This window comes from Streptomyces sp. NBC_00083 (genome assembly GCF_026343295.1).
Classification (GTDB): domain Bacteria; phylum Actinomycetota; class Actinomycetes; order Streptomycetales; family Streptomycetaceae; genus Streptomyces.
The window spans coordinates 648749-662528 of record NZ_JAPELY010000002.1 but is presented as its reverse complement, the minus strand read 5'-3'; the positions used below and the strand labels follow the sequence as shown (position 1 = coordinate 662528).

At 71.1% G+C, this 13780-nt stretch carries 11 protein-coding genes; 3 read left to right on the top strand and 8 right to left on the bottom strand.

What is annotated here, in order from left to right:
- From OOJ98_RS19425 to OOJ98_RS19390, 8 genes are all read right to left on the bottom strand, one after another.
- Window positions 1-615: a response regulator transcription factor gene (locus OOJ98_RS19425; protein WP_267057029.1), complete on the bottom strand. Its 615-nt coding sequence runs from the start codon at window positions 613-615 to the stop codon at window positions 1-3.
- The gene (locus OOJ98_RS19420) at window positions 603-1736 is read right to left on the bottom strand and encodes a sensor histidine kinase (RefSeq protein ID WP_267057028.1); all 1134 of its coding nucleotides are present in this window, start codon (window positions 1734-1736) and stop codon (window positions 603-605) included. Before OOJ98_RS19420 ends, OOJ98_RS19425 begins: the two co-directional genes overlap by 13 nt.
- 71 nt (window positions 1737-1807) lie before the next feature.
- On the bottom strand, window positions 1808-2548 hold the full coding sequence (locus OOJ98_RS19415) for an ABC transporter permease (protein ID WP_267056193.1): 741 nt from the start codon (window positions 2546-2548) through the stop codon (window positions 1808-1810).
- The gene (locus OOJ98_RS19410) at window positions 2545-3480 is read right to left on the bottom strand and encodes an ABC transporter ATP-binding protein (protein ID WP_267056192.1); all 936 of its coding nucleotides are present in this window, start codon (window positions 3478-3480) and stop codon (window positions 2545-2547) included. The genes OOJ98_RS19415 and OOJ98_RS19410 overlap by 4 nt, the downstream gene beginning before the upstream one ends.
- Window positions 3481-4290: 810 nt before the next feature.
- Window positions 4291-6468 (bottom strand): hypothetical protein, encoded by a 2178-nt coding sequence (locus OOJ98_RS19405; protein WP_267056191.1) that lies wholly within the window; start codon window positions 6466-6468, stop codon window positions 4291-4293.
- A gap of 168 nt (window positions 6469-6636) precedes the next feature.
- A complete protein-coding gene (locus OOJ98_RS19400) occupies window positions 6637-7026 on the bottom strand; it encodes a DUF6113 family protein (protein WP_267057027.1) in 390 nt (129 codons plus the stop codon).
- Window positions 7027-7040: 14 nt separating this feature from the next.
- Complete coding sequence (mshB, locus tag OOJ98_RS19395) at window positions 7041-7928, bottom strand: N-acetyl-1-D-myo-inositol-2-amino-2-deoxy-alpha-D-glucopyranoside deacetylase (RefSeq protein WP_267056190.1); 888 nt, start codon at window positions 7926-7928, stop codon at window positions 7041-7043.
- An 83-nt stretch (window positions 7929-8011) separates the two neighbouring features.
- On the bottom strand, window positions 8012-8206 hold the full coding sequence (locus OOJ98_RS19390) for a hypothetical protein (protein WP_120721566.1): 195 nt from the start codon (window positions 8204-8206) through the stop codon (window positions 8012-8014).
- A gap of 189 nt (window positions 8207-8395) precedes the next feature.
- Here OOJ98_RS19390 and OOJ98_RS19385 point away from each other — a divergent pair, with 189 nt between their 5' ends.
- From OOJ98_RS19385 to OOJ98_RS19375, 3 genes are all read left to right on the top strand, one after another.
- On the top strand, window positions 8396-10567 hold the full coding sequence (locus OOJ98_RS19385) for a prolyl oligopeptidase family serine peptidase (RefSeq protein WP_267056189.1): 2172 nt from the start codon (window positions 8396-8398) through the stop codon (window positions 10565-10567).
- A gap of 354 nt (window positions 10568-10921) precedes the next feature.
- Window positions 10922-11959 (top strand): ABC transporter permease, encoded by a 1038-nt coding sequence (locus tag OOJ98_RS19380; RefSeq protein WP_267056187.1) that lies wholly within the window; start codon window positions 10922-10924, stop codon window positions 11957-11959.
- A gap of 29 nt (window positions 11960-11988) precedes the next feature.
- Window positions 11989-13770 carry an ABC transporter substrate-binding protein gene (locus tag OOJ98_RS19375; protein ID WP_267056186.1) on the top strand — a complete coding sequence of 594 codons (1782 nt, stop codon included), beginning with the start codon at window positions 11989-11991 and terminating at the stop codon, window positions 13768-13770.
- Window positions 13771-13780 lie beyond the last annotated feature (10 nt).

The following is a 13780-nucleotide window of genomic DNA, read 5'->3' as shown; positions in this document are numbered from 1 at the left end:
CTACAGCCAGCCCTTCTCGCGGGCGATGCGGACCGCCTCCGCCCTATTGCGGGCCGCGAGCTTCTGGATCGCCATGGAGAGGTAGTTGCGGACCGTGCCCTGCGAGAGGTGGAGGGCGGTGGCGAGTTCGGCGTTGGTCGCGCCGTCCTGGGCGGCGCGCAGCACATCGCGTTCGCGGTCGGTCAGGGGGTTGGCCCCCTCGGCGAGGGCGGCCGCCGCGAGCGTCGGGTCGATGACCCGCTCCCCGGCGAGCACCGTCCTTACGGCGGTGGCCAGTTGGGCGGCGGGAGCGTCCTTGACGAGGAACGCGTCCGCGCCGGCCTCCATGGCGCTGCGCAGATAGCCCGGCCGCCCGAAGGTGGTCAGGATCACGATCTTGACGGCGGGCAGCTCGCGGCGCAGGACGGCCGCCGCCTCGATGCCGGTGAGGCCCGGCATCTCGATGTCGAGCAGGGCCACGTCGACCGCGTGGGCGCGGGCCGCCGCCAGGACCTCGTCACCCCGGGCGGCCTGCGCGACGACCTCCAGGTCCGGCTCCAGGCCGAGCAGGGCGGCGAGGGCCTCGCGGACCATGGACTGGTCTTCCGCCAGGAGAAGTCGGATCATGATCCGGATACTAGAGGGGTTCCGGGCGGGTCCGGAATCAGCGGGATCCGCGCGATCAGCGTGAAGCCCTTGCGGCGCGCCTCGGTCTCCAGGACCCCCGCCACCTTCTCCAGACGCTCCGCGACGCCGGTCAGACCGTTGCCGGCGACGGGCGCGCCCCCACCGGTCCGGCCGGGACCGTCGTCCTGGACCCGCAGTTCGAGGAACCGGCCGTCCAGGGTCTGGAGTTCGGCGAGCGTGACGGTGCAGTGCCGGGCGCCGCTGTGGCGTACGACATTGGTGGCCGCCTCGCGCAGGACCCAGGCGAGCACCTCCTCCTCGGCGGCGGGCAGCCCTTCGGGGGCCTCGGTCGGCACGTCCGCCTGGATGCCTGCGGCGTTCAACACGGTGCGTGCGCCCGCGAGTTCGGCGGGCAGGGTGACCCTGCGGTAGCCGGTCACGGCGGCCCGTACGTCGACGAGGGCCTGCCGGCTCACCCGCTCGATGTCGGCCACCTGCTGGGCCGCCTGCTCGGGCTGTCCGGGCAGCATCCGTCCGGCCAGCTCGCTCTTGAGCGTGATGAGGGACAGGGAATGGCCGAGCAAGTCGTGCAGATCGCGCGCCATCCTCAACCGCTCCTCGTTCGCGGCGAGTTGGGCGACGGTGGCGCGCGCCTCGCGCAGCTCGACGGAGGTGCGGATCAGATGCCGTACGCCGGTCATCGCGAACCCGCCGAGCAGCGCGGGGATGGCGAGGCCCGGCAGGACGTCGGCCACGTGGGCCAGGTGCGTCCCGATCACGGTCATGCCGGCGGTGGTCCCGAGGATCGCCCACGTCGCGAGCGCCAACGGCAGGGTGGCGCCGCAGGAGACGGAGACGTAGACGAAGAGCACCAGCCAGGCGCCGCCGAGGGTCAGCGACAGCGTGACGGCGAGGGCCGCGAGGAAGCCGAGGAGGCCGTAGACGGTGCCGGTGGCGAGCGGGCGGGCGGTGTGCCGCAGCACCAGGGCCAGATAGACGGTCACGAAGCCCGCGAGGCCGGCCCAGCCGAGCGCGGTGGGCACGGCGGTGTGGTTGCCGTCGAGCAGGTCGCCGATCGGGGCGCCCATGAACGCCAGCCAGATGCCGACCCACATCAGCTTCTGCCACATCTGGCGGCGCGTCTCGGGGCTGAGCCCGATCCGCACCGCCGACGGCCTGCCGGGGCCCTGGTTCACGGCACTCACGCCTTCAAGGTGTCCTTCCGGTACAGCCATGCCGCGCCGCCCGCGAAGAGCAGGAAGTAGAAGACGAGGATGGCGAGGTCCTTGCCGTGCGGGGCGTCGCCCAGCTCGATGGCCTGTCCGAGAGCAGCGTACGCGTGGGTGGGCAGCCACTCCGCGATGTTCTGCAGCCACTGCGGGAAGACGGTGCTGGGCATCCACAGGCCGCCCAGGATCGACATGCCGAAGTAGATGATCATCGTGATCGGGCGGACCGCGTCACCGCTCGCGATGTAGCCGATGGCCACGCCGAGCGCGGCGAAGCAGAGCGAACCGGCCCAGATGGCGACGGTCAGCGCACCCCACTGCCAGGCCTCGAACCGTACGCCCTTGGTGGCGGCGGCCACGAGGAAGACGACCACGATGCACGGCAGGGTCACCACGGCGGCGCTGGCGATCTTCGCGAGGACGTAGCCGCGGCCCGGCAGGGTGGTCAGGCGCAGCTGGCGCACCCAGCCCTTCTCGCGCTCCTTGGCGATCTTCTCGCTGTTGCCCATGAGGACGGCGGTGATCGCGCCGAACGACGCCATCGAGACCATGTAGAGGGCGGGGAAGGTCAGGTCGGTGCCCTTGACCTTGTCGGTGCTGTTCTGCGAGGCCGCGAAGAGCAGGTAGAGCGCCGAGGGGTAGACCACCGAGAAGAACATGAACTTCTTGTTCCGCAGGGTGCGAACGATTTCGAGCTTGATCAGCGTGTTCATCGTGCGGTGGCCTCCTCGGCCGAGGTGATGGCGACGAAGGCCTGCTCCAGGCCGAGGCCCGCGACTTCGAGGTTGCGCGGGTAGAGGCCGAGCCCGTACACCGCGTGCATCGTGGCGTCGGCGTCGTGCGACTGGATGCGGACGGTGCGGCCCGAGATGTCGATCGTGGACAGGAACGGCAGCGCGCGCAGGGCGGTCTCGTCGATCGCGCCCTCCAGGTCGAAGCTGACCCGGCGGGCGCCGGCCTTGGCCTTGATCTCGGCGGCGGTGCCGTCCGCGAGGAGCTTGCCCCGGTGCAGGACGAGCACCCGGTCGGCGATCGCGTCGGCCTCTTCGAGGTAGTGCGTGGCGAACAGGACCGTACGTCCCTGGGCCGCCTGCTCGCGCATGGTCGCCCAGAACGCCTGGCGGGCGGTGACGTCCATGCCGGTGGTCGGCTCGTCGAGGACGATCAGGTCGTTGGCGCCGGCGGTCGCGAGGGCGAAGCGGACGCGCTGCTCCTGGCCGCCGCTGAGCTTGTTGACCTTGCGGTCGGCGATCTGCGCGATGCCCGCGCGGTCCATGACCTCCGCCACGGGGTGCGGCTCGGGGTGCAGGTCGCAGCCGAGCTTGACCAGCTCGCGCACGGTCACGTCCTCCATGAGGCCGCCGCTCTGGAGCATCGCGCCGACCTTCCCGGCGTTGATGGCCTGCGCGGGCGTCATGCCGAAGAGGCTGACGGTGCCGGAGTCGGCGTTGCGCAGCCCGAGCAGCAGATCGAGCGTGGAGGACTTGCCGGCGCCGTTGGGCCCGAGCAGCGCGACCGTCTCACCGGGGTGGAGCCGCAGCGACAGGTCGGCCACGGCTCGGACGTCGCCGTAGCTCTTGTTCACGTTCTCGAAACTGACCACGGCCTGCGCGGTCCGCTGAGCGGGAGGGGCTGTCTGCGTCATGCCCCCCAGGGTGCCGCGGGGGCCGGGCCGGCCGGCAGTGCCCCGCGTCGTGACTCCGCCATGACGGATGTCATACGCCCCGCCTTCTCCGACGCGGGGTGCCCTACGGTCGGGACCGGTGGGCGCCGGGCGCCCTACGAGGCCGCGGGGCCGCGCCTTGCGCGCGGCTCCGCCGCGGCGGGCGCGGGCGGTGGGCTGCGGTGCCGGGTGCCCTACTTAGGGGCGCGGGGCTGTGTCCTTCGCACGGCTCCGCCGCGGTGGGCGCGGGCCGGGGGCTGCGGCTCCGGGTGCCCTACGTCTTTAGGGGCGCGGGGCTGTGCCGTTTGCGCGGCTCCGCCGCGGTGGGCACGGGCTGCGACTCCGGGTGCCCTACTAGGGGCGCGGGGAACTGCGCGAGACGCGGGCACGGTCCGCAGACGAAAGCGGGGTTCCTGGGGCTCTGCCCCAGGCCCCGGGGGATGCCCCACCCCGCCCCTTCCCGAAACCCTCCGGGGGTTATGAAACGGCTGAGGTTCAGGAGCCTGGGGCTCCGCCCCAGACCCCGTTCGCGCCTGAAGGGCGCTCGTCCTCAAACGCCGGACCGGCTGAAGATGCCGAAACTGGGCACCCCGCCAAGGGAGAGGGATGCCGACGCCAGGCACCCTGCCCAGGGCGAAGGATGCCGATGCCGGGCACCCTGCCAAGGGCAACCCGCCCAGGGGCGCGGGGAACTGCGCGGGCAACCCCGCACAGCAGGGTCAGGGGCGCGAGCAACCCCGCAGGGGCCGGGACGCGGCCCCGGGCCGGGCGGGGCCCGGAGGCGGCCCTAGGTCACTGGATCGTGACCGTGCGCTCCGCCGCCGTCCGCCCCCGCAACGCCGTCTTCATCGCCGCAGCAACGTCATCCGCAGACACCTCGTGCTTCTGACCCCCCTGCCCCACCGAAACACCCTTGAACGTGCTCCCGATCAGCTCCGTGATCGCCGCCTTGTCGTACACCTCGACCAGCTTCCCGTCGACCGCCTTCATCGACAGGATCTTCGGCAGCGACTTCTTCGGCCCGAAGGGCAGCGACTTCCCGCCCGCCTTGATCGTCACGTTCGCCGACATCGCCGGCTTCGCGAACTCGTTCATCGCCCGATCGATCTCCGCCTGGCTGATCGTGGGCTGCCGGACCGAGACCGGCAGCGGCACCGCGCCGGCCTTCCCGGTCTGCACCAGCGTCCGGTACGCGTCCTTGACCGCGATCATCGACCGGTTCACGTCGAGCGCCTTGCCCGCCTTGCCCGGCACGGCCACCGCGTTGCCCGGTACGAACTTGACCGTGCCCTCGGTCGCCGAACCCGACGCGCCCGCGAGGTCGGTCAGCGCGACGCCGAGCTTCTCCTCGTCGACCGGGATCACCGGCTCGGCGACGCGCTTGCCGCCGAAGAGCGAGCCGATCACGGACATCGGGTTGTAGTCGGCGCCCGCCGCGGCCCGCACGGTGGACTGGCTGTCCAGCGAGAGGCCCGCGATCTCCGGCTTCAGCTCCTCCTGCTTGCCGTCGACCGTGACGTGCAGCGGCTGGTTGGCGCGCTTGCCGAGCGTCTGGTCGAGCTTGGAGACCGCCGCCTCCTTCGTGCCGCCGCCGATGTCGACGCCGAGCACCGTGGTGCCCTTGGGGACCTCGGAGTGGTTGAGGACGAGTCCCGCGCCGTACGCCACCGCGACCAGCGCCACCAGGCCGCCGCCGAGCAGCCCCAGCTTGGAGCGGCCCTTCTTGGCGGGCGCCGCGGGCTTGCTGGTGCGGGCCGGCGGCGCCGGGGGCTCGGCCGCCTCGGCGTCGGGGTCGGGCCCCGGCGGCGGAGTGAGCTGCGGACCGGCCGCGCCGGGGCCGCCGGACGGGAAGGACGCGCCGCGGTGCTCCGGCGGCACGACGGGGATGCCGCTGGTGAGGGTGTCACCGGAGACATGGCCGCCGGGCGCGCCCGCCGCGGGGTTGACCAAGGGGTTCGCGAGCGGGTTGCCCACCGAGGACTGCGCGAACGGGCTCGGCGCCGGGACCTGCGGCGTGAGGATCGCCGTGTCGTCGGAGAGCGCGGGCGCGGGCCGCTGCTGCCCGCCGGGCGCGAAGGGATGGACGCCGCCCTGCTCCGCGCCCTGCCGCGTGCCGTCACCGCGGCCCATGTCGCCGCCCGGGAAGGGGCTTTGACCGGTCTCCTCGCCGGGCCCCGGCCCCTGGCCCGGGTGTTGGCCCGAGCCCATGCCGAAGTCCGACGTGTCGCCGTTCCAGCCACCCTGACCGTTCTGCGCGTTCTGGCCGCTTTGGCCGTTCAGACCGCCGCGGCCGTTGGGGCCACCCATGCCGTTCGGGCCGTTGAGCGCGCCCAGCGGGTCGGGCGCGCCCAGCGGCGGGTGTGCGCTCCGGCCGGGCGCCGCGCCCTGGTTCATGCCCGCGCGGTTGCCGACGGGCCGGGTCGGCAGCGCCGCCTGGCCGGTGGCGGGGCCCGTGGTCGGGCCCGACGGCGGCGCGGCGGGACCGCCGGCGCCCGCGAGCCCGGCACCCGAACCGTCCGTACCGTCCGAGAAGTACGGCAGGCCGGGGGTGGCCGGCGTGCCGGAGGCCGGAGTCGTCGAAGGGGCGGGCGACGCCGGTGACTTGCGCGGCGCGAACCAGTCGCTGGCCGGGGGCTCCCCGGCGGCCGGCTCGTCGGGCGCGGCCTCGGGCGCGTCGGGCCGCGGCACCGAACCGGTGCGCTCGGCCACGCCTTCCGCGTCCGGCGCCTTGGTCACGTCGCTCATCGGCGTACGCATCACGACCGGCGGGATGGGGCGCGAGCCCGGGATGTTGATCCGGATCCGCGTCGTCAGCGTGGTCTCGGTCTTCGGCTCGTCCGGCTCCGCGGCGGGTTCAGGAGCGTCCTGGCCCGCGGACGACGGAGTCCCGTACGGCGGAGTCCCCGAGGGGTACCCGGCTGTGCCCCGTCCCTGGGGGCCGGAGGACGGACTGTCAGTTTCACGACTCAAGGCTGGTTCTCTCCCGATTGGCTCCGCCACCCGGTTTGGTTCGTGTGGTCCTTCTGTGCGGGCGGCTCGGCGGCGCGCACCACCATACTGGCCGCCGTCCTTGCGTACCGGGCGGGCCGTGAAAGGCGCACCCCGTCCCCTTCTACTGCGTCGCGGGGGCCGTGCACGTCACTTGCCCAGTCGGCCGGCCGGGCCGTCGGGTTGCGCGAATCCGCCGATCGTGGCGCAGATCACAGCACCGACCATGCCGCCGAGGAGGAAGACGTACGAGCCGATTCCGGCGCCGAACACGAAGTCGCCCTCGGGGCGCGAGGTGGTGAGCAGAACGACGGTGACGAGCCAGCCGGCCGCGGGCGCGGCCACTCCGCCCCGGCCGCCCATCAGTTGGGTGCCGGTCCAGAAGAGGCCGACGGCGCCGGCGAGGGACAGCAGGAGGCCGCCCGGGAACCAGGCCGTCTGGACCAGCGCGCCCGCGGCGGCGACGAGCGCGCCGAGGACGACGAACAGCGCGTACAGCGCGATGCGGGCCGCGCGGCCGCCCGTCCTTGCGTCATCCATGGCGGTACGACTACTCACTTGTCCACACCTTCAAACAGGTCGCGCTCGCGCTGCCCGGCCGCGGCGCCGGAAACACCGGACGCCAATTGGTAGTACTCGGTGGTGAAGACCGGCTGGCCCAGATCGTTGGAGAGCGCGAAGTAGGGCTCCTGGAGGGCGATCTGGGTCGCGTGGGCGCGCATCGCGGCGTACTTGGCGGACGCGTGGGCGCTGCCGTCGATCTCGGCCGTGATCTCCGACTCGTCGACCACGCCCGGTACGTCGTCGATGGCCGCGATGCCCGGGAAGTCCGGTTCGGCGGCGCGCAGCTCGGCGAAGGCGCGTTCGGCGACCGGGCGGGGCACGCGGTTCCAGTAGATCTTCGCGATGGTGTGCGGCTCGCCCCGGTCGCGGCCGTGGCCGGGATCGGCGGCGAGTTCGGCGGCGCGGGTCGCGACCCGGTGCGCCTGGATGTGGTCGGGGTGGCCGTAGCCGCCGTCGGGGTCGTAGGTGACGAGCACCTGGGGGCGCACGGAACGGATCACCTCTACGAGGGACGCGGCGGCCTCGTCCACGTCGGTGTTCCAGAACGCGCCGGGGCGGTGGTTCTGCTCGACGCCCATCATCCCGGAGTCGTGGTACCGCCCGGGGCCGCCGAGGAAGCGGTGGTCGGTGACGCCGAGTTCCTTCATCGCGGCGGCCAGTTCGCCGGCCCGGTACCCGCCGAGCCCGCCCTCCCGGTCGGGTGCGAGGTGGGCGAGCCCGGCCGGGATGACCTCGCCCTCCTCGCCGAGCGTGCAGGTCACCAGGGTGACGTGCACGCCCTCGGCGGCGTACTTGGCCATGGTGGCGCCGTTGTTGATCGACTCGTCGTCCGGGTGCGCGTGCACCAGGAGCAGACGGCGGGCGGGAAGTTCCGACATGGGGCAAGCCTACGAGGCCCGGGGCCGGGCGTGCCGACGGCGCCGGACCGCCCGCCGCGATCAGGGCGGAGCGGGGGTGTCCGCTAGAACTTGATCCCCCCGATCATCCCCGCCACATTGCTGGTGACTTGGCTGATGGTCGGGGCGATCGACGAGCTCGCCAGATAGAAGCCGAGCAGGATGCAGATCGCCGCGTGTCCGCCCTTCAGCCCGGATTTCCGGACCAGCAGGAAGACGACGATCGCCAGCAGCACCACCGCCGAAATCGAGAGTGCCACGGCGGTTCACCTCCATCTGTTCCGGTGGGCGGACGGACCCAGCAGTGCGTACAGCCAGCGGGTTGATACCCACTGAGCGCTACGGATCATAACTATCCGTGGGAACGCATTGATCGGGGCATGGGCGCACGAGGGGCGCACGAGGCTCGTGCCCGAGCGGCTCGCGCGGTGCCGGACTAGGTTCCCCTCATGACGACCACCGCATCCACAGACCACAAGGGCCCCGGGCAGCTCTCCTTCCCCCGGCACTCAGCACGCACCCAGCGCTTCACCCTCGGTGCGCCCCGCGCCTTCACCGTCTCGCCCGACGGTGAGCGGGTCGTCTTCCTCCGCTCTGCGTCGGGCACCGAACGCAGCCATCTGCTCTGGGTGCTTGACCTGGTGCGCGGGGGTACGGAGCGCCTCGCGGCGGATCCCGGCGCCCTGCTCGGCGGTGACGGCGAGCAGCTCTCCGCGCAGGAGCGGGCGCGGCGCGAGCGCAGCAGGGAGGGTTCGGCCGGAATCGTCGGCTACGCCACCGACGCCGCGGTCGAGCTGGCCGCCTTCGCGCTCTCCGGGCGGCTCTTCACGGCCGAGCTGCGGGCCGGCACGGCGCGCGAACTGGCCGTGCCCGGACCGGTGCTGGACCCCCGCCCCTCCCCCGACGGGCGCCATGTGGCCTATGTGGCGGGGGGCGCGCTGCGGGTCGTGGGGGCCGAGGGCGAGGACGACCGCGCGCTCGCGGAGCCCGAGGCGGCCGAAGTGACGTACGGACTAGCGGAGTTCATCGCCGCGGAGGAGATGTCGCGCTCGCGCGGCCACTGGTGGAGCCCGGATTCGGACCGGCTGCTGGTGGCCCGCGCGGACGAGGCGCCGGTGCGCCGCTGGTGGATCGCCGACCCGGCCAACCCGGGCCAGGAGCCCGCGCGGGTCGCCTATCCGGCCGCCGGCACCCCCAACGCCGAGGTGCGGCTCTTCCTGTACGCCCTGGACGGCGCCCGCACCGAGGTGGTCTGGGACCGGGCCCGCCTCCCCTATCTCGCGAGCGTGCACTGGTCGTCCGACGGGGCGCCGCTGCTGCTCGTGCAGTCCCGGGACCAGCGCACCCAGCTCCATCTCGCCGTGGACCCCGCCTCGGGTACGACCCGGACCGTGCACGTCGACGAGGACCCCGACTGGCTCGAACTCCACCCGGGCGTACCGGCCTGGGCGCCGGACGGCCGTCTCGTGCGGATCGCCGACGAGGGCGGGGCGCGGGTGCTCGCCGTGGGCGACCGGACGCTGACCGGGACGCGGTTGCACGTCAGGGCGGTGCTCGACATCGGCGAGGGCGATGTGCTGATCTCCGCGTCCGCCGGGCGCGAGGCGACCGCCGCCGGACCCGGCGCCTCCGAAATCGGCGAGATCCATGTGTACCGGGTCAATGAGCTGGGCATGGAACGCGTCTCGGACGGGCCCGGAGTGCACTCCGCGGTGCGATCCGGCGCGGTCACCGTGGTGAACTCGGCGCGGTCCGACCGCCCGGGGACAGCCGCCCGGGTGATGCGGGACGGCAAGGAACTGGCCAGGATCGTGTCATATGCCGCGACGCCGGGTCTCTCGCCGCGGCTCCGGCTGACGGAAGGGGGCGCACAGCGCATCCCGTGCGCCGTGCTGCTTCCATCCCACTACCGGGAGGCCGACGGTCCGCTGCCCGTACTGATGGATCCGTACGGCGGACCGCACGGACAGCGGGTGCTGGCCGCGCAGAACGCGCACCTCGCCTCGCAGTGGCTGGCCGACCAGGGATTCGCCGTGGTGGTAGCCGACGGCCGCGGCACTCCGGGCCGCTCCCCGGCGTGGGAGAAGTCGGTCAGGGACGACTTCACGCTCGCCCTCGACGACCAGATCGAGGCGCTGCACGGCCTGGCCGGCGCCTACCCCCTGGACCTCGGCCGGGTGGCGATGCGGGGCTGGTCCTTCGGGGGCTACCTCTCCGCGCTCGCCGTGCTGCGGCGCCCCGACGTCTTCCACGCCGGGATCGCGGGCGCCCCGGTGACGGACTGGGAACTGTACGACACCCATTACACGGAGCGGTACTTGGGACTGCCGGCCGAGAACCCCGAGGTCTACGCCGCCAACTCCCTGGTATCCGAAGGCCAGTTGGTGCGTCCGGCGAAGCCGGCCCGGCCCCTCATGGTCATCCACGGCATGGCCGACGACAACGTGGTGGTGGCGCACTCGCTGCGCCTGTCCTCCGCCCTGCTGGCCGCGGGCCATCCGCACGAGGTGCTCCCGCTCACCGGGGTGACGCACATGACCCCGCAGGAGCAGGTCGCCGAAAACCTGTTGGTGCTCCAAGTGGACTTCCTGCGAAGGTCCTTGGGGGTCCCGCGCGGCTAGCCGGTACCTCTGCCCGGCGGCCGGCCGGCCCGCGCGAAGGCGCCCCGGACGGCCGCGGGAGCGGCCCGCCGTACGGTGCCCATCACGGCGTGTTCGCATAGCGGGGACACAACCGTCAAGTTCCCTGCGTGTTAAGGAATTTGATGGGCATTTAGCGCCAGATTCCGGGTATGCCGGAAGGCTGTCAAGCACGCGCCCGCACCAAAGACGAAAATCTTGAGCCAAGTTAACCGATGAGTTCTACTCGGCCTGCTCAAACCCCTTGACGGCCACCGCCGGACGGTTGAATCTTCCGATCAACAAAGGACGCCACTCGGCTCTGATGAAACCTTCCGGCGCGGGGGGCAATGCGAAATGTCTAGTTCCACAAGAGCTGCCATGGAGCCGACCGATCCACTTTCCGGAGAGGGCGACGGACCCACCCCTGACGGTGGTATAGACGTAAAGACGAGTGAACTCGTCGGACGTTCGCCCGGACGTCTTGCGTGGGTCAGGTTCAAACGCGACAAAGTCGGAATCCTGTGCGCCCTGACGGTTCTCGGATTCATCTTCGTCGCGGTGGCCGCTCCGCTCATCTCCAAGCTGTACGGCAAGGACCCGTATCAGCTGTACGGGCAGGACCGCGGACTGCTGAACAGTTACGGCATTCCGCTCAAACCCAACGGCGGGGTCGACGGCGAGTTCTGGTTCGGCGTCGAACCGCGGCTGGGACGTGACGTCTTCACCTTGTTGATCTACGGCATCCGCACCTCGCTGCTCATCGCGCTCGCGGTGACCGTGGTCGCGGTGATCATCGGTGTGCTCGTGGGGCTGGTGCAGGGGTACATGGGCGGCAGGACCGACTACTTCGTCGGCCGGTTCTCGGACCTGATGCTGTCCTTCCCCGCCCAGCTGTTCTTCATCGCGTTCACCCCGGTCATCGTGGCCCTGTTCGTCTCGCCCACCGAGGAGGAGCCGACGTACGTCCGCGTCGTCGCGCTGATCCTGGTGCAGCTGCTCCTCGGCTGGATGACGATGGGCCGGCTCATCCGGGCCCAGGTGCTGTCGCTGCGCGAACGCGAGTTCATCGAGGCGGCCCGGCTCAGCGGCGCGTCGGGGTGGCGGATCATCCGCAAGGAGCTGCTGCCCAACATCTGGTCGACCGTGCTCGTGCAGGCGACGCTGCTGCTGCCGGTGAACGTGACCGCGGAGGCCGGGCTCTCCTACCTCGGCGTCGGGGTGCACAACCCCACCCCCGACTGGGGGCTGCTCTTCCAGGCCGGTGCCACGTACTACGACTCCGACCTGACCTTCATGTTCTTCCCCGGCATCGCGATGGTCGTCTTCGTCGTCGCGTTCAACCTGCTCGGGGATTCGGTCCGGGACGCTCTCGACCCCAAGACCGTGCGCTGAATTCCGATCATCCTGACAGGCAGGAATCCATGAGAATAAACAAGGCGCGCCAGGTTTCCGCGGTTCTGGCGGTGGGGGCCCTGGCGCTGACGGCCGCGTGCAGCAGCGGCGGCGCCACCGACAACGGCTCGGGCCCGGACTCGGGCAAGAAGGCCGAGGTCCAGAACTTCGGCGTGGGCACCAAGGCGGACTCGACCGGCCCGGCCGTCGATGTCGCCGGTGCGAAGAAGGGCGGCACCGCCTACAGCCTCGACCAGGCGGGCTTCGACTACCTCGACCCGGGCCAGCAGTACGTGAGCGACCAGCTGTCGGTGCAGCTGCTCTACAACCGCTCGCTCACCGGTTACAAGGTCGACCCGAAGACCGGCAAGACCACCGTCGTCGGCGATCTCGCGACCGACGCGGGCACCCCGTCCGACGGCTCGAAGACCTGGACGTACACCCTGAAGGACGGGGTGAAGTTCGAGGACGGCACGCCGATCACCGCGAAGGACGTCAAGTACGGCATCGAGCGGCTCTTCGCGGACTACCAGACGCAGGGCCCGCAGTACGTCCAGAAGTGGATCTACGGCGACGACTACCGCAAGCAGTACACGGGGCCGTACGACGGCAAGGAGATCCCGGACAGCCTGATCTCCACCCCTGACGCCAAGACGATCGTCTTCCACTTCCTCAAGCCGCACGCGGACACGCCGTACGCGATGGCGATGCCCAACATCTCGCCGGTGCCGAAGGCCAAGGACGACAAGCAGAAGTACAACAACCACCCGGTCTCCACCGGTCCCTACAAGATCGCGAGCTACCAGCCGGGCAAATCGCTCTCGTTCGTCCGCAACACCAACTGGGACCCGAAGACGGACCCGATCCGCAACGCCTACCCGGACAAGTGGGAGTTCCAGCTCGGCATCCAGGAGCCGGGCCTCACCAACCGGCTCGCGGCGGACACCGGGACCGACAAGTTCGCCATCAACATGTCGGGCTCGGCCGACCCGTCGAAGATGCAGTCGCTGACCTCGGACCCGCAGTACAAGAGCCGGACGGTCAACGAGTACCAGCCGTACGTCGAGGTCTTCAACCTCAACACCAAGCGCATCAAGGACCCGAAGGTCCGCCAGGCTCTGGCCTACGCCTTCCCGATGCAGCAGGTGCAGCAGGCGTTCGGCGGCGGCGCGCAGGGCGACCTCGGCACCACGCTGATCAGCCCGACCGTGGCCGGCTGGCAGAAGTTCGACCCGTTCGGCAAGCTCGCCAAGCCCATGGGTGACCCGCAGAAGTCGCTCGACCTCCTGAAGGAGGCCGGCGTCACCACCCCGTACAAGATCTCGCTGGCGTACGCGAACACCCCGCGCTGGGACAACGTCACGCTGACCATCCAGAACGCGTTGCAGAAGGCCGGCTTCAAGGTCGACCGCAAGGCGATCGACCCGACCTCGTACTACACGGTGGTCGGCAAGGTGGACACCCCCTACGACATGTACCGCACCGGCTGGGGCGCCGACTGGCCGAGCGGCTCGACGGTCATCCCGCCGACCCTGGACGGCCGCAACCTGGCGGACGGCACCAACAACTACTCGTTCCTGAATGACCCGAAGGTCAACTCCGAGATCGACCGCATCAACCAGATCACGGACCTGACCAAGCAGGCGGACGAGTGGCGCACGCTCTCCGAGTACGTGCTCAAGACCGACACGTCGCAGATTCCGTTCATCTTCGACAAGTACTTCAACCTGTACGGTTCCGGGCTCGGCGGCGTGACCTACAACCAGGTCTACGGGACGGTCAACCCGAACACGATCTTCGTGAAGCAATAGCATCTGCGGC

Bases quoted from the DNA above. Each gene is read 5' to 3' on its own strand.
- OOJ98_RS19415 (WP_267056193.1), bottom strand. From the start codon at position 2,548: ATGAACACGCTGATCAAGCTCGAAATCGTTCGCACCCTGCGGAACAAG.
- OOJ98_RS19420 (WP_267057028.1), bottom strand. From the start codon at position 1,736: ATGTGGCAGAAGCTGATGTGGGTCGGCATCTGGCTGGCGTTCATGGGC.
- OOJ98_RS19410 (WP_267056192.1), bottom strand. From the start codon at position 3,480: ATGACGCAGACAGCCCCTCCCGCTCAGCGGACCGCGCAGGCCGTGGTC.
- OOJ98_RS19380 (WP_267056187.1), top strand. From the start codon at position 10,922: ATGTCTAGTTCCACAAGAGCTGCCATGGAGCCGACCGATCCACTTTCC.
- OOJ98_RS19375 (WP_267056186.1), top strand. From the start codon at position 11,989: ATGAGAATAAACAAGGCGCGCCAGGTTTCCGCGGTTCTGGCGGTGGGG.
- mshB (WP_267056190.1), bottom strand. From the start codon at position 7,928: ATGTCGGAACTTCCCGCCCGCCGTCTGCTCCTGGTGCACGCGCACCCG.
- OOJ98_RS19385 (WP_267056189.1), top strand. From the start codon at position 8,396: ATGACGACCACCGCATCCACAGACCACAAGGGCCCCGGGCAGCTCTCC.
- OOJ98_RS19400 (WP_267057027.1), bottom strand. From the start codon at position 7,026: ATGGATGACGCAAGGACGGGCGGCCGCGCGGCCCGCATCGCGCTGTAC.